General features: G+C 67.6%; 21 protein-coding genes. 15 read left to right on the forward strand and 6 right to left on the reverse strand.

All coding sequences use genetic code 11. The features are described 5' to 3' along the window. Positions 1 to 557: 557 nt before the first annotated feature. The 12 genes from HWX62_RS00460 to HWX62_RS00515 all read left to right on the forward strand — a co-directional run bounded on the left by HWX62_RS00460 (position 558) and on the right by HWX62_RS00515 (position 12,821). Positions 558 to 971 carry a DoxX family protein gene (locus tag HWX62_RS00460; RefSeq protein WP_175931306.1) on the forward strand — a complete coding sequence of 138 codons (414 nt, stop codon included), beginning with the start codon at positions 558 to 560 and terminating at the stop codon, positions 969 to 971. A 305-nt stretch (positions 972 to 1,276) separates the two neighbouring features. Then, complete coding sequence (locus HWX62_RS00465; RefSeq protein ID WP_175931405.1) at positions 1,277 to 2,242, forward strand: SDR family oxidoreductase; 966 nt, start codon at positions 1,277 to 1,279, stop codon at positions 2,240 to 2,242. Positions 2,243 to 2,754: 512 nt separating this feature from the next. Next, positions 2,755 to 3,615: a transporter substrate-binding domain-containing protein gene (locus HWX62_RS00470; protein ID WP_175931307.1), complete on the forward strand. Its 861-nt coding sequence runs from the start codon at positions 2,755 to 2,757 to the stop codon at positions 3,613 to 3,615. 92 nt (positions 3,616 to 3,707) lie between these two features. After that, positions 3,708 to 4,430 carry an ABC transporter permease subunit gene (locus HWX62_RS00475; protein ID WP_175931308.1) on the forward strand — a complete coding sequence of 241 codons (723 nt, stop codon included), beginning with the start codon at positions 3,708 to 3,710 and terminating at the stop codon, positions 4,428 to 4,430. 12 nt (positions 4,431 to 4,442) lie between these two features. Continuing rightward, a complete protein-coding gene (locus HWX62_RS00480; RefSeq protein WP_175931309.1) occupies positions 4,443 to 5,192 on the forward strand; it encodes an ABC transporter permease subunit in 750 nt (249 codons plus the stop codon). Positions 5,193 to 5,219: 27 nt separating this feature from the next. Continuing rightward, positions 5,220 to 6,011 (forward strand): ATP-binding cassette domain-containing protein, encoded by a 792-nt coding sequence (locus HWX62_RS00485; protein ID WP_175931310.1) that lies wholly within the window; start codon positions 5,220 to 5,222, stop codon positions 6,009 to 6,011. Between the two features lie 7 nt (positions 6,012 to 6,018). After that, on the forward strand, positions 6,019 to 7,512 hold the full coding sequence (gene hutH / locus HWX62_RS00490; RefSeq protein WP_175931311.1) for a histidine ammonia-lyase: 1,494 nt from the start codon (positions 6,019 to 6,021) through the stop codon (positions 7,510 to 7,512). Positions 7,513 to 7,562: 50 nt separating this feature from the next. Continuing rightward, the gene (gene hutC / locus HWX62_RS00495; RefSeq protein WP_175931312.1) at positions 7,563 to 8,318 is read left to right on the forward strand and encodes a histidine utilization repressor; all 756 of its coding nucleotides are present in this window, start codon (positions 7,563 to 7,565) and stop codon (positions 8,316 to 8,318) included. A 368-nt stretch (positions 8,319 to 8,686) separates the two neighbouring features. After that, complete coding sequence (locus tag HWX62_RS00500) at positions 8,687 to 10,036, forward strand: reverse transcriptase family protein (protein ID WP_175931313.1); 1,350 nt, start codon at positions 8,687 to 8,689, stop codon at positions 10,034 to 10,036. 325 nt (positions 10,037 to 10,361) lie between these two features. Then, entirely contained in the window at positions 10,362 to 10,691 is a 330-nt protein-coding gene (locus HWX62_RS00505; protein ID WP_175931314.1) for an H-NS histone family protein, read from the forward strand. A gap of 280 nt (positions 10,692 to 10,971) precedes the next feature. Then, positions 10,972 to 12,219 carry an MFS transporter gene (locus HWX62_RS00510; protein ID WP_175931315.1) on the forward strand — a complete coding sequence of 416 codons (1,248 nt, stop codon included), beginning with the start codon at positions 10,972 to 10,974 and terminating at the stop codon, positions 12,217 to 12,219. Then, a complete protein-coding gene (locus HWX62_RS00515; RefSeq protein WP_175931316.1) occupies positions 12,216 to 12,821 on the forward strand; it encodes a DNA-binding protein in 606 nt (201 codons plus the stop codon). Before HWX62_RS00510 ends, HWX62_RS00515 begins: the two co-directional genes overlap by 4 nt. 99 nt (positions 12,822 to 12,920) lie before the next feature. Here HWX62_RS00515 and HWX62_RS00520 read toward each other — a convergent pair whose 3' ends face one another. Continuing rightward, positions 12,921 to 13,901 carry a helix-turn-helix domain-containing GNAT family N-acetyltransferase gene (locus HWX62_RS00520; protein WP_175931317.1) on the reverse strand — a complete coding sequence of 327 codons (981 nt, stop codon included), beginning with the start codon at positions 13,899 to 13,901 and terminating at the stop codon, positions 12,921 to 12,923. 273 nt (positions 13,902 to 14,174) lie between these two features. Between HWX62_RS00520 and HWX62_RS00525 the strand changes: the two genes are divergently transcribed. Next, the gene (locus HWX62_RS00525) at positions 14,175 to 14,552 is read left to right on the forward strand and encodes a sugar ABC transporter ATPase (RefSeq protein WP_175931318.1); all 378 of its coding nucleotides are present in this window, start codon (positions 14,175 to 14,177) and stop codon (positions 14,550 to 14,552) included. Between the two features lie 81 nt (positions 14,553 to 14,633). Here HWX62_RS00525 and HWX62_RS00530 read toward each other — a convergent pair whose 3' ends face one another. The 5 genes from HWX62_RS00530 to HWX62_RS00550 all read right to left on the reverse strand — a co-directional run bounded on the left by HWX62_RS00530 (position 14,634) and on the right by HWX62_RS00550 (position 19,793). Next, entirely contained in the window at positions 14,634 to 15,809 is a 1,176-nt protein-coding gene (locus HWX62_RS00530; protein ID WP_175931319.1) for an ABC transporter ATP-binding protein, read from the reverse strand. Then, a complete protein-coding gene (locus HWX62_RS00535; RefSeq protein ID WP_175931320.1) occupies positions 15,806 to 16,459 on the reverse strand; it encodes an ABC transporter permease in 654 nt (217 codons plus the stop codon). Before HWX62_RS00535 ends, HWX62_RS00530 begins: the two co-directional genes overlap by 4 nt. 10 nt (positions 16,460 to 16,469) lie before the next feature. Then, positions 16,470 to 17,381 carry a glycine betaine ABC transporter substrate-binding protein gene (locus HWX62_RS00540; RefSeq protein WP_175931321.1) on the reverse strand — a complete coding sequence of 304 codons (912 nt, stop codon included), beginning with the start codon at positions 17,379 to 17,381 and terminating at the stop codon, positions 16,470 to 16,472. After that, positions 17,378 to 18,094 (reverse strand): ABC transporter permease, encoded by a 717-nt coding sequence (locus HWX62_RS00545; RefSeq protein WP_175931322.1) that lies wholly within the window; start codon positions 18,092 to 18,094, stop codon positions 17,378 to 17,380. Before HWX62_RS00545 ends, HWX62_RS00540 begins: the two co-directional genes overlap by 4 nt. A gap of 604 nt (positions 18,095 to 18,698) precedes the next feature. Then, positions 18,699 to 19,793, reverse strand: coding sequence for an AraC family transcriptional regulator (locus tag HWX62_RS00550; protein ID WP_175931323.1), 1,095 nt, complete (start codon positions 19,791 to 19,793; stop codon positions 18,699 to 18,701). Between the two features lie 251 nt (positions 19,794 to 20,044). Between HWX62_RS00550 and HWX62_RS00555 the strand changes: the two genes are divergently transcribed. Both HWX62_RS00555 and HWX62_RS00560 read left to right on the forward strand, forming a co-directional pair. Next, positions 20,045 to 21,433 carry an APC family permease gene (locus HWX62_RS00555; RefSeq protein WP_175931324.1) on the forward strand — a complete coding sequence of 463 codons (1,389 nt, stop codon included), beginning with the start codon at positions 20,045 to 20,047 and terminating at the stop codon, positions 21,431 to 21,433. Between the two features lie 50 nt (positions 21,434 to 21,483). Then, positions 21,484 to 22,881 carry an aspartate aminotransferase family protein gene (locus HWX62_RS00560; protein ID WP_175931325.1) on the forward strand — a complete coding sequence of 466 codons (1,398 nt, stop codon included), beginning with the start codon at positions 21,484 to 21,486 and terminating at the stop codon, positions 22,879 to 22,881. Positions 22,882 to 22,898: the final 17 nt, after the last annotated feature.

A 22,898-nucleotide genomic window follows, 5' to 3' on the forward strand; every position in this document is an offset into this window, starting at 1 on the left:
ATTGCACGCTGGATATCGGACGCCGATCCGTGCGCGTCCGACATATCGCTCCGCATGCCGTGTCAAGCGCGGATGCATGAAGCGCATTCGTTTGCCGATTCATTTTTCCGAACCATCTGGCGTTGCACGATTTCGCGGACTTACCCGATGGTCGAGCAGGTCCGTTTAATTGGATTCGGAAATGTTGATTGAATGCGGTGACGTAAAAACCGCGACAATTCTCGTATGCCTGAAGTTGGAAGAGGCGTCTGGAGTCCCCTCCCGGCCGGCATTTGCCGGCGTCGGCAGTTTCTTCACTTTGTCCACTCAAACGAGACAGAAAATAACTTTTTGAAGGATTGATGATTTGCTGCGGGACAGTAGACTGCACCCGTGCTTCGCCAGAACCGATCCCGAGCGTGCCGCCCGTCGTGGCGGCACCGGCCGGATTCTTCGGCGGCCGGCCATGTGGCTTGCCGTCCGATTGCGCGAAGCGTGGTCCGTTGCCGGCATCGCGCGCCGATTGGGCGCGCAGCGGCACCGGCTGCATCAAACCGTCAATTCAAAGGGTGATTGCCATGCGTTACGTTTCGCTGGAGTCGAAGAAGGACGAGCTGCTGCTGGCGGCTCGCGTGCTGATGATGATTTTGTTCGTGCTGTTCGGCTGGCAGAAGCTGAACGGTTTTTCGGGCACCGTCGCGTATATGGCGTCGACCGGGAACCCGGCGCCCGAGCTCGCGGCCGTGATCGCGGTGGCGGTCGAACTGGTCGGCGGCGTGCTGATCGCGATCGGCTTCTATACGCGTCCGCTCGCGCTGGCGTTCGCCGCCTATACGCTCGCGACCGCGCTGATCGGCCATCGCTACTGGGCGCTGCAAGGGATGGAGCAGTACATGGCGATGATCAATTTCTACAAGAACGTGAGCATCATCGGCGGGCTGCTGTTGCTCGCGTCGACCGGGCCGGGGCGGTATTCGGTTGATCGGAGGTAAGGCGGGGCGGCGTTTTCGTTCGGTATCGGCAGGCCCGGTGCGCGCGAGCGTGCCGGGTTTCGTTTTGGCACATGCCCGAGGATCGACGCGCGTGCCGACTACAGAACGGGGGGCGTGACCAGGCAAGGCGGACAGCGCGTGCGCTCGCGGCCGGATTCCGCATCGCGTCACGCATTGCGCGAAGCCGTTGGCCGGCGCGAAACGGGCGAAGAACGGGGGCGATCATGTTCCCGACGGGATGCGAGTCGTTCATGTCGTTCAATAGGCCCGATAATCCCTTCGTTTCCCGTGATTTATCGCTACCCATGCCAAACCCGATTTCGCCGACCGACCGTCCGACCGTCCTCCTCATCGGCGCCGCTGGCCTGCTCGGCCGCGCGGTGGCCGCGTCCTTGTTCCGTGAACCGTCGCTGACGCTGCTCGCGACCATCCGGAACCCACACAGTGCCGGCGCGAAACTGCTCGCATTGCCGCCGGAAAACCTCGCCGAACTCGACGTCCTCGACGAGCCGGCCCTCGAACGCCTGTTCGAAACCCGCCGGCCGGCTGCCGTCGTCATTTGCGCGGCCGAGCGCCGCCCCGACGTCTGCGAACGCGACCCGGCCGCGGCCCGCGCAATCAACGTCACCGCTCCGGCCCGCATCGGTGCGCTCGCCGCACGATACGGCGCATGGACGCTCGGCATTTCGACCGACTACGTGTTCGACGGCAAAGCCGCCCCCTACACCGAAGACGCCGCCCCGAACCCGCTGAACATCTACGGCCGCACCAAACTGGAAGGCGAGGCCGCGCTCCTCGCCGCCTCGCCGCTGTCGTGCGTGCTGCGCCTGCCGCTGCTGTTCGGCCCGATCGCGGACTGGAGCGAATCGGCCGTCACGAGCCTCGTGCCCGCGATTGTCGCTTCCGCGCGGCCAGGCGCCCACGCTGTCGGCATGGACGCATGGGCGATCCGTTACCCGACCTATACGCCCGACGTCGCGGACGTCATCCGCGACCTGACGTTGCGCCATCTCGCGGGGGCATCGATCACGGGCATCCGCCATTGGTCGGGCGAGGAGCCGATGACGAAGTACGACATCGCGCAGCGGATTGCGGCCGCGCTCGGCATCGATGCCGCGCTCGCACCCGTCACGCAACCGACCGACGCGACGCCGCGCCCGTACGACTGTCATCTGGATGCCGCGCGCGTGCGCGCGCTCGGGATCGATTACGCGACGCCGTTCGATACGGCGCTGCGGGCCGTGCTGCGCGATGCGCCACAGGCACCGTAGGACCGGCACCTTTCGCACGGCTCGCGGTATCCCGTCGGCATCGACTCACCGCTTCACCGCCGACCGGACAGCCGCTCATCGCCTACGGAAGCCGGGCAAGCCACCGCCCGATTCATTGGACAAACGAAGCGTCCGCGCCGCTGACGATGCGCGGCCGTTGGACTTCGATGCGGGGGCTGTACTGCGCGAGGCCATCGCATGCGGTAGCGCGCAGGCACCGCGCGGCGACAATCCTCAGACGTGTGTCACGGTCGAGCGGCTTCGTGATCGAATCCGGAATTTGTCTAGTCATCCTTGAGATTCGGCCACTCGAATTGCACCAGAAATGTGCCGGAATTCCCCGTAACGACGCGCGCCAGGCCCCTGAAATTAGGGGATTTCCCGCGTTTACCCCGTTTTTATTGATCACCGCTTGTCGCGCTGTTTTTCTTCTTGCATGCTTGTATAGACAAATTCCTGAGGCGGCTTGCTGCACCGAAGGGATGGCGAACTTCAACGCAAGGAGAACTCTCGTGAACGGCAAGCGCATCAAGTGGGCAATCAGGACGATCGGCGTCATCGCGGCTGCGGCGGCAACGCTCGCGGCGCCGGTACAGGCCAAGGAATGGAAGACGGTGACGGTCGCGCTCGAAGGCGGCTACGCGCCGTGGAACCTCACGCTGCCGGGCGGCAAGCTGGGCGGTTTCGAACCGGAGCTGCTCGCCAACGTGTGCGAGCGGATCAAGGTGCAGTGCAATATGGTCGCGCAGGATTGGGACGGAATGATTCCCGGCCTGCAGGCCGGCAAGTTCGATGTCCTGATGGATGCGATTTCCATCACGCCGGAGCGCGAAAAGGTCCTGCTGTTCTCGCGTCCGTATGCGGCGACGCCGGCGACGTTCGCCGTCACCGATACGAAGATCCTGCCGAAGGCCGCGCCCGGCGCACCGATCGTCAAGCTGACCGGTGACGCCAACGCGGACAAGCCGACCGTCGACACGCTGCGCAAGCAGCTGAAGGGCAAGACGATCGGCATCCAGTCGGGCACCGTCTACACGAAATTCATCAACGACAGCTTCAAGGACATTGCGTCGATTCGCGTGTACAAGACGTCGCCCGAACGCGATCTCGATCTGGTCGCCGGGCGCATCGACGCCTCGTTCGACGACGTGACGTACTACGCGGCGAACAACGCGAAGAAGGAAAACGCATCGATCGTGCTCGCGGGGCCGAAGCTCGGCGGCCCGATCTGGGGGCCGGGCGAGGGGCTCGCGTTCCGCAAGCAGGACGCCGACCTGAAGACGAAGTTCGACACGGCGATCGCCGCGGCGCTCGCGGACGGCACCGTGAAGAAGCTCGCCGACAAGTGGTTCAAGACCGACGTGACGCCGTAACGGCGTGTTCGGCCGCCGCCGCGTCAATCCGTCGAACGATACGCGGCGGCACGCATCCAGCGGATTCACTCAACGCATGCCGGGAGGCACGCATGGCGATTCTTGAAATGCTCGGTTTCGGTACCGAAGGCTGGGGCGGCGTGCTGCTGCTCGCCGCACTGATGACGGTCGCGCTGACGCTCGCCGCGCTCGCGGTCGGCGCCGTGATCGGCGCGGCGATCGCGGCGGCGAAGCTGTCGCGCTACCGCAGCCTCCGCCTGCTCGGCGATCTGTATACGACGGTATTTCGCGGCGTGCCCGAGCTGCTCGTCATCTATCTGTTCTACTTCGGCGGCTCGACACTCGTGACGGCCGTCGGCCAGTGGTTCGGCGCGGAAGGCTTCATCGGCGTGCCGCCGTTCGTGATCGGTGCGCTCGCGGTCGGGATGATCTCGGGCGCCTATCAGGCGGAGGTCTATCGCGCGGCGGTGCTCGCGGTGTCGAAAGGCGAGCTCGAAGCGGCGCGCTCGATCGGCATGCCGCGCAGCATGGTGCTGCGGCGCATCCTGGTTCCGCAGGTGCTGCGCTTTGCGCTGCCCGGTATCGGCAACGTGTGGCAACTGAGCCTGAAGGATTCCGCACTGATCTCGGTCACCGGTCTTGCCGAGTTGCTCCGCACGAGCCAGATCGCCGCGAATTCGACGCACCAGTACTTCGTGTTCTTCGTCGCGGGCGGTGCGCTGTATCTGCTGATGACGGGCTTGTCGAACCGCGTGTTCAACCGCGCGGAAGCGATCGTCGGCCGCTCGTTCCGCCGCAATTTCGCGCGCAACTGACGGAGAACGGGCATGTCCATCGATTTCGCTTTTCTCGTCGACACGCTGCGCCAGCTGCTCGCGGCCGTGCCGACCACGCTCGGCCTGTTCTTCGCCTCGCTCGTGCTCGGCGGCCTGCTGTCGCTCGTGATCGTCACGATGCGCGTGTCGCCGCACTGGCTGCCGAACCGCTTCGCGCGTGCGTACATCCTGGTATTTCGCGGCTCGCCGCTGCTGATCCAGATGTTCCTCGTGTATTACGGGCTCGGTCAGTTCGGCGTGATCCGCGAGAGCTTCATGTGGCCGCTGCTGCGCGAGCCGTACGTCTGCGCGGTGTTGTCGCTCGCGCTGTGCACGGCGGGCTACACGGCCGAGATCGTGCGCGGCGGGTTGATGGCCGTGCCGGTCGGGCAGATCGAGGCCGGCTATTCCATCGGCTTGTCGGGCTTTGCGCTGCTGCGGCGCGTGATCGGCCCGATCGCGTTGCGCCAGTGTCTGCCCGCGTATTCGACCGAGGCCGTGCTGCTCGTCAAGTCGACCGCGCTCGCGAGCCTCGTCACGGTGTGGGAAGTGACGGGCGTCGCGCAGCAGATCATCCAGCAGACCTACCGGACGACCGAAGTGTTCGTCTGCGCGGCCGTCATCTATCTGGGCCTGAACTTCATCGTCGTGCGCCTGCTCGGCGCGCTCGAATGGCGGCTCTCGGCGCACCTGCGTGCGCCGAAGCCGTCGTCCGGTGCGTCGGCCGCGGCGACCCGCAATGCCCAGCGCGTCGCGTCCTGAGCGCGCCATTCTTTCCAGGAGAATCCGATGAACACCGCTGCTCCCGTTGCGCTGTCGGTCAGAAACATTCACAAGTCGTTCGGCGATCACCACGTGCTGAAGGGCATTTCGCTCGACGCGCACGAGGGCGACGTCATTTCGATTCTCGGCGCGAGCGGATCGGGCAAGAGCACGTTCCTGCGCTGCCTGAACCTGCTCGAGACACCCGACGACGGCTCCGTCGCGCTCGCCGGAGAGCAGTTGGCGATGAAGCGCGCCCGCGACGGCAAGCTGCACCCGAGCGACCGGCGCCAGGTCGACCGGATCCGCTCGCAGCTCGGGATGGTGTTCCAGAACTTCAACCTGTGGTCGCACATGACGGTGCTCGACAACCTCGTCGAGGGGCCGCTGCGCGTGCAAAAGCGCAGCCGCGCGGAAGCGGTGGAGGAGGCCGAGGCGCTGCTGGCGCGCGTCGGCCTCGCGGACAAGCGCGGCTACTATCCGGCGCACCTGTCGGGCGGCCAGCAGCAGCGTGTCGCGATAGCCCGCGCGCTCGCGATGCATCCGAAGGTGATGCTGTTCGACGAACCGACGTCGGCGCTCGACCCGGAACTGGTGGGCGAGGTGTTGCGCGTGATGCGCTCGCTGGCGGAGGAGGGGCGCACGATGCTGGTCGTCACGCACGAAATGGGTTTTGCGCGTCACGTGTCGAATCGCGTGATGTTCCTGCATCGGGGCGAGGTCGATACGGACGGGGCGCCCGACGAAGTCTTCGGCGGCCAGGCCTCCGAGCGCTTCCGGCAATTCGTGTCGAGCCACCACGACCGCACCGCGAACTGAGGCTGCCATGACCGTATTCCGTGCGGCGCAGCCGCTCGACTGGCGACAGGTTGCGGCGGTGGCGGCCGGCGAGCCGCTGGCGCTGGCCGACGAGACGCGCGCGCGCGTCGTGGCCGCTCGCGAACTCGTCGACGAGATCGTCACGCGCGGGATTCGCGCATACGGCGTCAATACCGGCGTCGGCGCGCTGTGCGACGTGATCGTGTCGCCGGCCCAGCAGAGCACGCTGTCGCACAACATCCTGATGAGTCACGCGGTGGGCGTCGGCATGCCGCTCGGCGCCGCCGAAACGCGCGCGATCATCGCGGCCGCGATCAACAACTATGCGCACGGGCATTCGGGCGTGCGTGCCGACGTCGTCGAACAGCTCGTCGCGCTGCTCGAGCACGATTGCCTGCCCGAAGTGCCGGCGCACGGCTCGGTTGGGTACCTGACCCACATGGCGCACGTCGCGCTCGTCTGCGTCGGGCACGGCCATGCGCGCCATCGCGGCGAGCGCCTGCGCGGCGACGAGGCGCTGCGGCGCATCGGCCGCGAGCCGCTCGTGCTCGGCGCGAAGGAGGGGTTGAGCCTCGTCAACGGGACGCCGTGCGTCACGGGGCTGGCGGCGCTCGCGCTGGCCCGCGCGGAACGGCTGCTCGACTGGGCCGACTGGATCGCGGCGATGAGTTTCGAGAACCTCGGCGGGCAACTCGCCGCGTTCGATCCGGCTTCGCTCGCGCTGCGGATTTCCCCCGGTATCGAGCAGGTCGGCGCCCGTTTGCGTGCGCTGCTGGCGGACAGCGTCATGCTTGCCGCGGCGAGCGGCCGGCATACGCAGGACCCGCTCAGCCTGCGCACGATTCCGCATGTGCACGGCGCGGCGCGCGACGTGTTCGACGTCACGGCGCAGGTCGTCGATCGCGAACTCGCGTCCGTCACCGACAATCCGATCGTGGCCGGCACGCGCGACGCGCCGGCCGTGCATTCGCAGGCGCATGCGGTCGGCGCCGGCATCGCGCTCGCGATGGACAGCCTCGCGGCGGCGATGGCCCAGGTCGCGGCGATCGCCGAGCGGCGTCTCGACCGGCTCGTGAATCCGCTCGTCAGCGGGCTGCCGGCGTTTCTTGCTGCGCCCGGAGGGAGCTGTTCGGGTTTCATGATCGCGCAGTACACGGCGGTCGCGCTGGTCGCGCAGAATCAGCGGCTTGCCGCGCCGGCGAGCCTCGACGGCGGCATCACGTCGGGGCTGCAGGAAGATCACCTGTGTCATGCGACGCCGGCCGCGCTGAAAGCGCTCGACATCATCGAGAATACGACGCGCGTGCTCGCGATCGAGCTGCTGGCCGCCGCGCAGGCGTACGATCTGCAGCCGGGCGAAACGGAGCGGGCCGCATCGACCGACGCGCTGTGGCGGCATGTGCGCGAACGCGTGCCGGCGTATCACGACGACCGGCCGCTCGCGGACGATATCGCGATCGCGGCCGGCATCGTCGCCGGTGTGCCGCCTTCGTTGCAGTGACGACGATCAAAGGCGGGCCCATCACCCCACATTCATTCGGTCGAGGGCGCATGAGCGAAACGGTACGCAAACTTTCCGCAGGGCCGGCGCAGGCATCGGCCGACACCGTGCCGGCGCGGGCGCTGCCGGCCTATCAGCAGATCAAGCGCTACGTCGTCGAGCGGATCGCGAAGGGCGACTGGAAGCCCGGCGCCGCGATCCCGACCGAGGCCGAACTGGTCAAGGAATTCGGCGTGGCCCGGATGACGGTGTCGCGCGCGCTGCGCGAACTGACGGCCGAGCGCGTGCTGACGCGCATCCAGGGGGCCGGCACGTTCGTCGAGCGCCGGCATTACGAATCGACGGTGCTGGAGATCCGCAACATCGCGGACGAGATTGCCGAGCGCGGCCATCGGCACAGCGCGCGCGTGCTGCTGATCGAGCGCAGCGTCGACCCGGACGCGATCGATGCGCTCGGACTGCGCGCCGGCCCCGTGTTTCATTCGCGCATCGTGCATTACGAGGAGGACGAACCGATCCAGTTCGAGGATCGCTACGTCAATCCGGCCTTGTTTCCCGCGTATCTGGAGCAGGACTTCACGCTCGAGACACCGAATCACTATATGGTGCGACTGGCGCCGATCCAGCGTGCGGAATTCCGGATCTACGCGGAGAAGCCCAATGCGCAGGTGCGTCGGCATCTCGTGATGGAAATCGGCGAGCCGTGCTTGCTGCTCCGCCGCCGCACGTGGGTCGGCGAGCAGGTCGCCACGTCGGTCAGGCTGTGGCATCCGGCGTCGCGGTTTCATCTGGCAGGCAAGATGTAGGGAAGGGGCGCGTGGGCATGGGCCGCAGCGGCGCCACGTCGTTCCTGCATCGAAAGGCGATACACTGCGCGGGTTCCCCGATTCAGTCTGGAGCATCGGGGAGCCGGGCGGCCGCATCGCGGCGTCGCCGCGCATCCCGTCTCGTCCGGCGCGATTTGACACCCGGCGTCGCCGCCCATTAAAGTCGCGACGCGGGGCGGTGGGTCAAGCACACGCCCGGAACAGGCAGCCGATGTTCCAGGACTACGGGGCTACCCCGTGGATCAGATCGACACGCCGATGCGTCGCAAGTGCGCATGTTGCGCGTTGCGCAACGACTGCTCTCGCAGCACCAGTCACGTTGGCTCATCGTCCCGCCTCTCATTCTCATGCACTCATCCCTGCGCGACACCACCCGCACGATTGCCGAGGCGATGCTCGCCGGTTCGCCCGAACGCGACGGCGTCGCCGCCCGGATGGCCGCCGTGCTCGGCGAAGCGCCGCCGTGGACGCACGAATGCGCGGCCCTCGCGCTCGTCCGCTTCGGCGCGAACTGGGCCGATACCGACACCGACGCACTCGCGGCGGTCCTGGCCGACGCGCCCGCGTTCGTGCGCGCATGGTATGGCGACCGGCGGCCGGCGGTGATCCGCATCGTGCGGCGGCCGCTGGTCCAGCGGCCGCTCCCGGCGCCGCTTGCCGGCTGCGACGTGCCGCATTGGCCGACGCCCGGCGATCTGGCCGGGTGGCTCGGCGTGAGCGTGCCGGAACTCGACTGGTTGTCCGATCACTGGCGTGTCGACGCGCGCAGCAGCGCGACGCCGCTGCATCACTACACGTACGTCGCGGTCGACAAGCGCAGCGGCGGGTGCCGCCTCGTCGAAACCCCGAAGGGGCGGCTGCGCGAAGCGCAGCGCCGCCTCCTGCACGGGTTGCTCGACCGCATTGCGCCGCACGGCGCGGTACACGGTTTTCGCAAGGGGCACGGGATCGTGTCGTTCGCGGCGCCGCATGCGGATCGCGATGTCGTCGTGCGCTTCGATCTCGCGGATTTCTTCGTGTCGGTGCGCGCCGCGCGCGTCCATGCGCTGTTCGCGACGCTCGGGTATCCGGCCGAAGTCGCGCGCACGCTCACCGGGCTGTGCACCAATCGCGTGCCGTCGGCGCGGCTGCTCGCGCCGGACCTGCGCGACCGGTTCGACTGGATCGGCCGCCAGCGCTATCGGGAACGGCACCTGCCGCAGGGTGCGCCGACGTCGCCGGCGCTCGCGAACCTGTGTGCGTTCCGGTTCGACATGCGGCTCGCCGCGCTCGCGCGTTCGCTCGATGCGACCTACACGCGCTATGCGGACGATCTCGCGTTTTCCGGCGGCGACGCGCTGGCGCGCGACATCGAGCGACTGAAGATCCGGGTCGCGGCGATCGCACTCGAGGAAGGCTTCGCGCTGCAATGGCGCAAGACCCGCGTGATGCGGCGCGGCGCGCGGCAGCAACTGGCCGGCGTGGTCGTCAACCGTCATCCGAACCTGGCGCGCGACGCATTCGATCGCCTGAAGGCCATCCTGACCAACTGCATCCGGCACGGCCCGGCGTCGCAGAATCGCGACGCGCATCCGGATTTCCGCGCGCATCTGGCCGGACGCGTCGCGCAGGCGACGGCGCTGAACGCGGCGCGCGGCGCGAAACTGCGCGCGCTGTTCGACCGGATCGCATGGGAGGCCGGCGGCGAGGACTGCTGAACCTTCGGCCCCGCATCGTCTCCGGTCGGCAGACTTCTGCATCGCGATGCCGCGCACTGCTATCATTCGCGCCATGCCGCACCGGTGCCACGTGCGGCGACCCCTCGCCGCCGCCGTTCGCCCCATGCATGCGGACGCGGCGTGCCGCCCGTTGCCGGCCTGGTCCTGTTCGTCAGTGACGCACGACGTCGTTTAGTGCGCATCGCGCAAACCATGCCGGCTCAGGTGGACGATTCGCCTATTTGACAGCCCCGATCGGCGGAACTTCGTGGTAGGTTCGGCCATCGGAGCTTTTTGCAAAAACATGCCCAAAGAGGATGAATACATGACCCAGGCCCTGCAGGAACTCGAAGCACAACTTCGGGACCTGAACATCAAGCTGTCGGAGGCAAAGCAGAAGGAGAAGCAAGCCGCGCTCGCGGCCTTCAAGGAACAGGTCGAGCTGTTGGGCATTTCGCAGCAGGAAGTGCTGAGCGCGCTCGGCTACATCGTCCAGCGCAAGCGCAAGGCGCCTGCCAAGTACTACGATCCGTCCACTGGCCGCTCATGGTCGGGGCGCGGCCCGCGGCCGAAATGGCTCGAAGGCAAGGATCTCGACGCGCTCGCCGTCGACCGCGGGGCCAAGACCTGGTGGCCCGGCGACGACCAGGGCTGAAGCCCGCCGCGCCGCACTACCCTCCGGCGCCGTCCGGTTCGCGTACGCGCGCCGGACGGCCATCTCCCGGCAGCCTGCCGTCTTTCATCCGGTGTCCGGCCTGATCGCGACATCGTCTGCCTCGCCGCCGACACCGGATCCACCTTTTCCCGTTCTCTGTTCCGCTCGTTGCCCGCCGTTTTCCGCCTGGCGCGCGGCCAGCGCGCGCCGACGCGCGTCCGCCTCCGTCGTTCGCGGGCACAGGCCTTAGAATGTCGCCGGACATTCGTGGCAGGACACCATGGCAGCAAACATGAAATCTTCGGCGCTCGGCGGCCCGTCGGCCCCGCGCGTGGAGCAGGGCGGCGCGTACGCGTGGAAGGCGCTGGCCGGATCGGCGATCGGCTATGCGATGGACGGCTTCGACCTGCTGATCCTCGGCTTCATGCTGCCGGCGATCACGGCGGCGCTGCACCTGACGCCCGGGCAGGGCGGCGCGCTGGTCACGTGGACGCTCGTCGGCGCGGTCGCGGGCGGCATCGTGTTCGGCGCGCTGAGCGATCGCTACGGGCGCGTGCGCGTGCTGACCTGGACGATCCTGCTGTTCGCGATCTTCACCGGCCTGTGCGCATTCGCGCGCGGCTTCCAGGATCTGCTCGTCTATCGCACCATCGCGGGCATCGGCCTCGGCGGCGAGTTCGGGATCGGCATGGCGCTCGCGGCCGAAGCGTGGCCGGCAGCCAAGCGCGCCCGCGTGTCGTGCTACGTCGCGCTCGGCTGGCAGGTCGGCGTGCTGCTGGCCGCGCTGCTGACGCCGGTGCTGCTGCTCCACATCGGCTGGCGCGGCATGTTCGTGGTCGGCGTGCTGCCCGCGCTGCTCGCATGGGCGATGCGCAACAAGCTGCACGAGCCGGAGGCGTTCGTGCGGCGCGCGACGCAGCCGACGTCCAACGCGTTCCGCATGCTCGTCGCCGACGGCCGCACCGCGCGCACGAGCCTCGGCATCGCGATCCTGTGTTCGGTCCAGAATTTCGGCTACTACGGGATCATGATCTGGCTGCCGACTTTCCTGTCGAAGCAGATGGGTTTCTCGTTGACGAAATCGGGGCTGTGGACCGCGGCGACCGTCGTCGGGATGATGATCGGCGTCTGGGTGTTCGGCCAGCTGGCCGACCGCATCGGCCGCAAGCCGACGTTCCTGCTGTACCAGCTCGGCTCGGTCGTGACGGTCCTCGCGTATGCGCGGCTGTCGGACCCGACGGCGATGCTGTGGGCCGGCGCGCTGATGGGGATGTTCGTCAACGGGATGGTCGGCGGCTACGGCACGCTGATGTCGGAGGGCTATCCGACGGCCGCCCGCGCGACCGCGCAGAACGTGCTGTGGAACATCGGCCGCGCGGTCGGCGGCTTCGGCCCGGTCGCGGTCGGCGCGCTGGCCGCGCACTACTCGTTCCAGACGGCCATCGCGTTGCTCGCCGGCCTCTATGTGCTCGACATGGTCGCGACGCTGTTCCTGATCCCCGAACTCAAGGGTGTCGAACTCGAATGAACGCGCCGCGCGCACGCGCCGCCTCGACTTCACCGGAAACCACGATGCAACGGAACAACAGGACGATCGGCGTGATGGGCTCGGGCAAGGAGCCGTGGCTCGCGTTTTCGGAACCGCTCGGCGCGTGGCTCGCGCAGGCCGGGTTCAACCTGCTGACGGGCGGCGGGCAGGGCGTGATGCTGGCGGTCGCGCGCGCGTTCGCCGGCGTGCCCGGTCGGGCCGGGCGCTCGATCGGCATCCTGCCGACGCGGGCCGATCCGGTCGCGGGTTTCGTGCCGCTCGACGGCTATCCGCATCCGTTCGTCGACATTCCGGTCCTCACGCCGCTGCCGCGACGCGAACCGGGCGCCGCGCCGGACACGATCAACCGCAACTACGTGAACGTGTTGAGCAGCGACCTGATCGTCGCGCTGCCGGGCGGGCACGGGACGGCCGAGGAGATCGCGCTCGCGCAGCGCTGGCGCAAGCCGCTCGTGTGCTTCGGGCCGGACGGTGCGTTTCGGGACCTCGCGCCGGGCGCCACGTGCACGTCGTCGCTCGACGACGTGATCCGGTTCGTCGACGATGCGTTTGCGGTGGAGCGGGCGGAGGCGGTGCGATAGGTCGGTCGAGCCATTCGACGATTGCCGCTGTGTAGCGTCCTGTTTTTGTGGCGAGTGTCATGACGCCCGCCGGATCGACGATGGATGGTCCATTGCGCCTCAACCGCCCGCCGGCCCGGCCCGACTGAAGCGCTGCTCGACCACCTCGGTCCCCCACTGCGTGCCCGCGGATTCGCTCGTCAGCGCAAAGCCGAACGACTCGTACAGATGGCGTGCGGCATCGAGCCCCTTGAAGGTCCACAGGTAGGTCTCGCAAAACCGGTGTTCGTCGACGAATCGCATCGCGAGCGTCATCAACTGTCGCCCGACGCCCGAGCCGCGCAATGCGTCGTTGACGATGAACCAGCGCAGGTGCGCGACACCTGACGCCGGGTCGCCGTCGATCGCGAGCGATGCGAGCGTCCGGCCGTCTTCCTGGCACAACCAGAGCGTCTTGCCGTCGGCCGGCAGCGCGCCCGCGAAGGCAGCCAGTTCGGTCGCCACCCGCTGCTCGAAGAACGCGCCGAAACCCCAGTGTTCCGCGTAGAAGCGCGCATGCAGGCTCGCGATGTCGCCGATACAGCCCGGCTGGTAGCCCTCGCGAATCGCCGGTGCGTCGGCGGGCGCGACGGGCGCCCTGGCTGCGTTGTCCTGCGCGAGCGCATCGGCATACAGCGCGAGCGAACGCAGCAGCGCCTGCTGATCGGCCGGCATCATGCGGCGCAGCGCGTTCGACACCTGATCGGTCGCGAACGTGTCGATTTTCTTCCGGAGCTTTTTGCCTTCGGCGGTCAGGTACAGCTCGATCGCGCGCGCGTCCTCGCTCGACACGCGCCGCTCCACGATACCGGCCGCTTCGAGCCGCGCGAGTTGCCGGCTCGTGTTCGACTTGTCGAGCCGGAGGATGGTGCCGAGATCCTTCGCGTTGATGCCGGGCGCCATCCCGATCTCGAGAATCGCATGCACGGCCGACGGGGCCCAGTCGCTGTCGGCCAGCGTCGCGCGCATGAAGCCGAGCTCGCGCACCAGTTTGCGCGAAAAATCGCGCAGCTCGAGGATGGTCGCGTCGCGCGGTTTGGCCGGCGCGTCGATGAGGTCCATGGTGTGCCCCCAAAAAAGGTTGCGGATCGCAATCAATAATAGTTGCGGGTCGCAACTTGAGCAAGGCGGATCTCTACGTGGATCGATTGCTTCCGGGCGATGGGTTGCGCCGGCACGGCGAGCGCGGGGACCCGCCGAACCGGCGAGGCCGAGACTGGTAATGAAGCGGATGGCCCGGCGCGGCGAAGTGGCCGCATACTGCGTGGAGCTGGCCGACCTGCGAGCAGGCATCGACCGATTCTCGATCGACGACCGAGCACCCCGGAGATCACGATGAACAAGCTGTTGCCGATAACGATCGCGTTGCTTGCCGGAAGCGGCATCGGCGCGGCGCCGCTCGATGCTGCCGGCGCGACGGATGCGTCGCCGTGCAGCGCCGCGCATGCGGCCGATCAGGGCGGCGGGAACGCCGCGATGCCGGGTACCTCGGTGCGCAGTTTTTCGACGGCCGGTTGTTCGGGCGCGGTATTGCAGGGCGACCGCGCGAGCGCGACCGTCAACGGCGACAGGATCGAGTTGCGCGACGGCGTCGTCTATGTGAACGGCCGGTCCTATGGCGCGGTCACGCCTGCGCAGACGGTCGAATACGAGGCCGCGCGCGACCGGCGCACGTTGAAGGTCGACGGAAAAATCCGCACGCCGCTGCGCTGATGCGTACCGGCTTTTTCTGCAACGTGCGGCATCGATTCGCTTCCCGAAGCCGGTGCAACGAAGCACCGGCCCGGGCGCGATTCAGGACGTCGCGAGCGCGGCCACCGCGTCGGCCGGACTGCCCGGCGGCTGGCCGGTTTGCCGGCGCGACCGGCCGGAGCTGAGATACGCGGCGATCGAGTCCTGCGTGATCTCGCCGAGCCACGCTCCGTCGGGATCGAGCACGGGCATCCACGAAACGCTGTACTGATACATCTTCGACAGCACGATGCGCAGGTTGTCGTCCGCCGCGACGCCGGCCGGGAACGGCGTCACGCGTTCGCCGCACACGCCGCCGTCGGTGCGTGCCGCGCGGCGCGTCACGTAGCCGAGCGCCCGGCCCGCGTCGTCGAGCACGGTCAGGTAGCGGCAGTCGGTTTCGTCCATCACCGCCAGCGCGTGCGCGAGCGGCGTATCGACGCGCGCTGTCTCGGGCTGCGTGGCGGCGTCGCCGGCCTTCACGAGCAGCAGACGCTTGAGCGTGCTGTCCTGGCCGACGAACTGCGCGACGAATTCGTCGCGCGGGCGCGCGAGCAGCGTGTCGGGGTGATCGTACTGAACGAGCTGGCCGCGCCGGAACACGGCGATGCGATCGCCGAGCTTGATCGCCTCGTCGATGTCGTGGCTCACCATGATCACGGTCTTGTTCAGTTGCCGCTGCATCTGGAAGAACTCGTTCTGGATCGATTCGCGATTGATCGGGTCGACCGCGCCGAACGGCTCGTCCATCAGCAGCACGGGCGGATCGGCGGCCAGCGCGCGAATCACGCCGACGCGTTGCTGCTGCCCGCCGGAGAGCTCGCGCGGATAGCGTTTCAGGTACAGCTTCGGATCGAGCGCGACCATCGACATCAGGTCGCGCGCGCGCTCGGCGCAGCGCTTCTTGTCCCAGCCGAGCAGGCGCGGCACGACGGTGATGTTCTCCTCGATCGTCATGTTCGGGAACAGCCCGATCTGCTGGATCACGTAGCCGATGTGGCGCCGCAGGTCGACTTCGTTCAACTGCGCCGTATCCTCGCCGTTGATGCGCACGCGGCCCGACGTCGGGGCGATCAGCCGGTTGATCATCTTGAGCGTGGTGGTCTTGCCGCAGCCCGACGGGCCGAGGAACACGCAGATTTCTCCTTCGGGCACCGACAGGCTCACGGAGTCGACCGCGCGCACGGGCTGGCCGTCCTTGCGCGTGAAGGTCTTGGTCAGTTTGTCGAGTTCGATCATGTCTTCTGCACTCCCTTCGGTGTCAATGCACGTTGCAGCATCTGCAGCAGCCGGTCGGCGACGATCGCGAGCAGGCTCACGAGCACCGCGCCCACCAGCAGTTTCATCATGCTGCTCTGTCCGATCGCGCGCAGGATCAGCGTGCCGAGGCCGCCCGCGCCGATCACGGCGGCGATCGTCATCACGCCGATGTTCATCACGACCGCGGTGCGCACGCCCGCGAGAATCACGGGCACCGCCAGCGGCAGGTCGACGAGGCGCAGGCGCTGCCACGACGTCATCCCGATGCCGGTGCCGGCTTCCTTGATCCCCGCATCCACGTTATGCAACGCGAGGTAGGTGTTGCGCATGATCGGCAGCAGCGAGTAGAGGAACACGGCCGTGATCGCGGGCGCCGCGCCGATGCCCTGGCCGAAGCGCGAGAAGAGCGGGATCATCAGGCCGAACAGCGCGATGGACGGCAGCGTGAGCACGAGCGTGGCGACGCCGAGCAGCGGCCCGGCGAGCCAGTCGTGGCGATTGATCAGGACGCCGAGCGGTACGCCGGCGACGATCGCGCAGCCCACGGCAATCGCGACGAGCCACACGTGCTGCAGCGTGAGCTGCAGCAGCTCGGGCCAGCTCGAAGCGAGATAGTCGAATACGTTCATCAGTTCTCCTTCAAGGTAGCGGGTGGGTGCGCAGGAACGCATCGGCGACGTCGCGCGGAGATCGGCCGTCGAGGTCGACGGCCTTGGCCATCGCCTGCATCGCGTCGTTGTCGAGCGCGGCCGACAGCGCGTTGAGCTGCGTCGCGAGTTTCGGATTGCTTTCGAGCGTACCCTTGCGGACCACGGGCGTCGCGTTGTACGGCGGGAAGAAATGCCTGTCGTCCTCGAGCGGCACGATGCCGAAGCCCTTCACGCGGCCGTCGGTCGTATAGACGAGGCCGATCTTCAACTGGTTGTTGTGCAGGGCCGTATAGACGAGCCCCGGATCCATCTGCTTCAGTTGCGCGCGGCTGAACTGCATGCCGTAGGCGGCGAGCAGCGGCTTCAGGCCGTCGGGGCGGTTCGCGAATTCCGCATCCATGCCGAATACGTAATGCTTCGCGGCCGGATCGTTCTTCAGGTGCTCGGCGAGCTGCGACACCGTGCGGATGCCGGTGGCCTGCGCGAGTTCGCTCGGCAGGCCGATCGCATAGGTGTCGTTGAGCGGCGACGCATCGAGCCACACGAGTCCGCGCGGCACGTCGAGCGCCTTGACGCGCCGGTACATCTCCTCGGGCGACAGCTTGTCCGGGATCTTGTTGTAGACGAGCGCCGCGGTGCCCGTGTAATCCCACATCAGGTCGAACTGGCCGTTTTCCAGTGCGCTGCGCGCGAGCGTACTGCCGAGCCCGGCGCGGACTTCGACGTCGTAGCCGCGCGAGCGCAGGTATTGCGACGTGAGTTCCGCGAGCACGTATTGCTCGGTGAAGTTCTTCGCGCCCAGCACGAGCTTCGCGGCGAATGCCGGCGTGCTGGCCGCGACACACAGTGCGCCGGCGGCGCCCAGGCGCGCGAGCGATCGAAGGAAGCGTTGAAGCGTCATGCGGCACCTCCGTGGCGGGCGAGCCAATGGCGGCTGCCGGCAGCGACGATGCCGTCCAGCACCAGCGCGAGGATCGCGGTGAGCGATGCGCCGAGCAGCAGCAGCGGCTGGTTGTCGAGGTAGATGCCGGGGAAGATCAGCGAGCCGAGGCTGTCCGCGCCGATCAGGTACGCGAGCGGCGCCGTCCCGACGTTGATCGCGAGCGCGGTGCGCACGCCGCCGACGATGATCGGCAGCGCGTTGGGCAGCTCCACGCGCACCAGCGACTGCCAGCCCGTCATGCCGATGCCCTTGGCGGCTTCGCGCAGCGCGGCCGGTACGTTCTTCATGCCTTCGTACGCATTGCGCGTGACGGGCAGCAGCGACGCGAGGAACAGCGCGACGATCGCCGGCACGTCGCCGATGCCGAAGATGCCGAGCGCGATGGCGAGCACGGCGAGCGACGGAATCGTGTTGCCGATGTTGAAGACCTGCATGAAGCGCTCGGCCTGGTGCTGGAAGCGCGGCCGGCTCAGCAGCACGCCGGCCGGCACGCCCACGGCGATGGCCAAGGTCATCGAATAGGCGACCAGCAGCATGTGCTGGCCCGCGTAGTAGCCGAGATCGTCCGAGCGCTGATGGAACGTCTCGGCGCCGATGCCGCGCGCCAGGGCCCATCCCACGGCGATGATTGCCACCAGGCTGCCCACCCGCTGGACAGTGCGTCGAGTCATGAAGATACGCCTCCTCGATTCGGTGCGGCGCGCGCAGGCGCACGCCGCGATGACGCCGAACGGCGCCGCGATGGAAGTTCGTGATCCCGGCATGGCCGCGATTGAACTGACGGAAACAGTGCTGCCGGCTGCACCGAGGTGCGGCTGGCGTCGGGTGAACGCGACGACGCGTTCGTCTGATTGTCAGGTTCGGCTCGGCGGCGCCGTGACGGCGAGGCGCGTTCGAGCAGGGCACCGTCGTGTGAAGACGGCATGGATGCGCTCGGCTGGAAGCCGACCGCTGGGGCCGGTGGCCCCTTTGACGTGGCGAAACGGATGCATACGCAACGAAGTGCGAAATGACATCACGTTGCGCACGAGATCATGCGTTTTGTGATGAAGTTGACGCGAGTATAGAACAATCGATGGAGCGCGTCCAGCGTGGCGGACGATCGCGGCGACGCGTCGCCGGGCATGCGGGAGCGAAGAAACGGATGAGTGGAAGTTGATTCGAACAACGTATCAGTTGAAAAAATCCGTCGTTGCGGCAGGACGTTCGCCTGCGGTTTCGCTGCCGAATGCCGTAGACGCACCCGCGTTCGGCAGGTGCGCCGGCACATCGGGTTCACGCGTCGACGTCCGACTCCGCGCGCGGCGTCTTGCCGGTCCAGCGCCGGTACGCATGACGGAAACTGCGCGGCTCGCTGTAGCCGAGCCGCTCCGCGATCGCGGCGACCGTCAGCGCGTGATCGTCGAGCAGCCGCACGGCTTCGTCGCGACGCACGTCGTCGAGCAGCGACTGGAACGTGATGCCGTCCTTGTCGAGCCGGCGGCGCAATGTGCGTTCGGTCAGGTGCAGTGCGCTCGCGAGCGCCGTCATCGACTTGAAGCGCGCGAGGTCGCGCGCCATCAACTCCTTCGCGCGATCGGCGAAGCGCGTGCCGACCGACGCGGCCCACTGCCGTTCGAGTATCTCGCACTGGCCGTGCAATGCATTGAAGCTGACTTCGTTCGCGAGACGCGGCGCTTCCGTGCCGTTCACCGACGTGAACACGAGCCGGTTATCGTCCGCATTGAAGACGACCTGGCAGCCGAAGTGGCGCGCGTAGTCGGCCGCGTTGCGCGGCGTGCGGCGTGCGAGCCGCACCTGCTCGGGCCACACCGGCTTGCCGACGAGATCGGACACGATCAGGCGCAGGCTCGACAGGCACATGTCGGTCTGGAACACCTCGAGATCGGGCTCGCCGTTGTAGCGGCCGATGGTCACGCTCATGCCGCCCGCATGCGCGTCGACGCGCACGTCGAAATACAGCCCCATGAACAGCGGAAACTGGCCCATGCAGCGGAATGCCTGCATCACGGAGCCGCTGATCAGCATCGCGTAACCGGCGAGACCGAGCGTCGACACATGCAGCCGCGCGCCGATCGACAGCCCGATCGACGGCACGCCGCTGCAGCGCAGCAGGTTGCGGAAGCAACGTTGCTCCTGGCCGCGATTCACGTGCAGGTTCGGCGACGCGACTTCGTCCGCGCCGAGCCCCGTGCCTTCGAGCAGCGCGGCGCGGTCGATGTGCCGCACGCGGCACTCGTCCAGCGCGACCGCGATCGCATGGACGGTGGCGGGAATATCCTCCTGGCGCCCGGCCGGGCGCGCGAGGCCGAGCGCCGAACGCAGGCTGCGTTCGGCCCGGCTCTGGTTGCGTTGGGAGCGGCTGGTCATGATGCCGATGCGGTGACGGGGTCGCGTAGAACATAGCCGGAATGTCCGCAAAACGCCAGTGCCGCACAGCAGCATGCAAGGCGGAACGGCACGATGCGCGACCGTATGTCCGGAAATATCCCTCGATAACGTCCGCTTTTCTCATTCGTCGTCGATTTTTTGACGCACCACACTTTCTGCCAGTCGTGCCCTGGCGGCAGTGCCGGATGCACGCGTGTTGAAGTCATGGACGCCACCCACGTGAGGACAGCATGGACAACGCCAGGCCAGGTCGAACCGCATCAGCCGCCGCGACGCAAGACTTCGGCGAATACGCGCGACGCGGCGGCACGGACACGCGCAAGCCGCATCCGCTCGGACTCGCGACGCTGGTGATCTTCGGCCTCGCGTACATGCTTCCGATGACGGTGTTCACGACCTACGGCCTCGTCACGAACGAGACGAACGGACACCTGACGGCCGCGTACGCGGTCACGCTGATCGCGATGCTGTTTACCGCGCGCAGCTACGGCCACATGGCGCGGCTGATGCCGAGCGCCGGGTCGGCCTATACGTTCGCGAGCCGCAACTTCGGCACGTCGGCCGGCTTCATGGTCGGCTGGGCGTTGCTGATGGACTACCTGTTCATCCCGATGATCAGCTATCTCGCGATCGGCATCTACATGAAGCAGATCTTTCCGACGGTGCCGGCCAGCGTATGGATCGTCGGCAGCATCGCGCTGATCACCGTGCTGAACATCGTCGGCATCCGGCTCGTCAATCGCGTGAACCTGATCCTGATCGCGAGCCAGCTCGTGTTCATCGCGGTCTTCGTCGTCGCGTCGGCGCAGGTCGCGGCCGGCGAAGGGCTGTCGATGGCCGTCGAGTTGCCGTCGTCCGGCGATGCGCGCGCGATCTTCGCCGGCTCCGCGATCCTGTGCCTGTCGTTCCTCGGCTTCGACGCGGTCACCACGCTGTCGGAGGAAGCGCACGAGCCGCGGCGCACGGTGCCGCGCGCAATCGTGCTCTGCACGCTCGCGAGCGGCCTGCTGTTCATGCTGATCGCGTATGTCGGCCAAGTGGTGTTTCCCGACTGGCATGCGTTCAAGGATCTCGATTCGGCGAGCCTCGAACTGATGCGGCGGGTCGGCGGCCGCACGCTGTCGGCGTTCTTCGTCGCGGTGTACGTGGCCGGCTGCTTCGCGAGCGCGATGGCGGGCCAGGCGAGCGTGACGCGCGTGCTGTTCGCGATGGGCCGCGACCGCGTGCTGCCCGAATGCGTGTTCGGCCATCTGCATGCGCGGCTGCGCACGCCGGTGCGCGCGACGCTCGCGGTCGGCGTCGTGTCGCTGTCCGCGCTGTTCATCTCGCTCGATCTCGCATCGACGATGATCAGTTTCGGCGCGCTCGTCGCGTTCGCGATCGTGAACCTGTGCGTGATGCGCAGCTATCTCGGGCGACCCGAACATCGCGATGCCGCGGGCTGGATCGCGTACGGCCTGATGCCGGCGATCGGCTTCGCGATGAACGTGTGGCTCTGGTCGGGGCTGTCGCGCCAGACGTTCTACGTCGGCATCGGCTGGCTCGTGCTCGGGTTATGCCAGCTCGTGTGGCTGACGCGCGGCTTCACGCGCCCGGCGCCGACGCTGTCGATGCATTGAATGACCGGCCGCGCGATGCCGGTTCTGAAACCCTGAAGGAGGAGTGATCCATGAACGCCGTTGACGTCAATTCCGCCGCGGACCTGCAGGCGCTCGGCAAGCGCCATCTGCTGATGCACTTCACGCATGCCGATGCGTACCGCGACAACGCGCTCACCGTGTTCGACCGCGGCGAAGGCTGCTGGCTCGTCGATCGCAACGGAAAGCGCTATTTCGACGGGCTGGCCGGGCTGTACTGCGTGCAGGTCGGCTATAGCCACGGTGCGGAGATCGGCGACGCGATCCGCGAGCAGATGGCGCGGCTGCCGTTCGCGACCAACTGGGGCGTGGGCCACGAACCGGCGATCCGGCTCGCGCATCAGCTCGCGGCGCTCGCGCCCGACGGCTTGAACCGCGTGTTCTTCACGTCGAGCGGCTCGGAGTCGAACGAATCGGCGATCAAGCTGGTACGCCAGTATCACCAGTCGCGCGGCGAGCCGCAGCGGCGCAAGTTCATCGCGCGGCGCGTCGCGTATCACGGCACGTCGTTCGGCGCGCTCGCGCTGAACGGGATGACCAATTTCCGCAAGCACTTCGAACCGTTGATGTCGGGCGTGCGGCACGTGGGCAACACGAAACGTTACGGTCGCCCGGCCGGCGAGACGGAAGCGCAGTTCACGCGGCACCTGCTCGACGAGATCGAATCGCTGATCGTGCAGGAGGGGCCGGACACGGTCGCCGCGATCGTCGTCGAGCCGCTGCAGAACGCGGGCGGCAGCCTGACGCCGCCGGCCGGTTATGTGGCCGGGCTGCGCGACATCTGCGACCGGCACGGCGTGCTGCTCGTGGCCGACGAGGTGATCTGCGGGTTCGGCCGGCTCGGCGAGTATTTCGGGTCGGCGCGCTACGGGCTGAAGCCGGACATCATCACGTTCGCGAAAGGCATCGCGTCGGGCTACGTGCCGCTCGGCGGCGTGATCGCGAGCGACGCGGTCGTCGACACGGTACTCGACGGGCCGCAGCAGATGTTCCTGCACGGTGCGACGTACGGCGGTCATCCGGTCGCATGCACGGCCGCGCTCGCGAACCTCGCGATCATGGAGCGCGAAGGCGTGCTCGCGAACGTGCGCGACAACGAAGCGGTGTTCCGCCGGACGCTCGACGGGCTGCTCGAACTGCCGTGCGTCGGCGACGTGCGCGGCGACGGCTATCACTACTCGCTCGAACTCGTGACCGACAAGGCCGCGCGCCGCTGGGCGGCTGATATCGGCGCGCAGGCGTTCGTGTCGACGATGCTCGCGCCGGCGCTCGTCGACGCGGGGCTGCTGTGCCGCGCGGGCGTCGATCACGAAGGCACGCCGATCGTGCAGTTCTCGCCGCCGCTTGTGATGTCGCGCGACGAAATCGGGTGGTTCGTCGCGCAGATCCGCGACATCCTCGTCGATACCTACGCACGGGCGACGCGCTGAGCGCGGCGTCCTTCATT

Origin of the sequence: Burkholderia sp. BCC0506, from assembly GCF_902833145.1 — a bacterium.
Classification (GTDB): Bacteria; Pseudomonadota; Gammaproteobacteria; order Burkholderiales; family Burkholderiaceae; genus Burkholderia.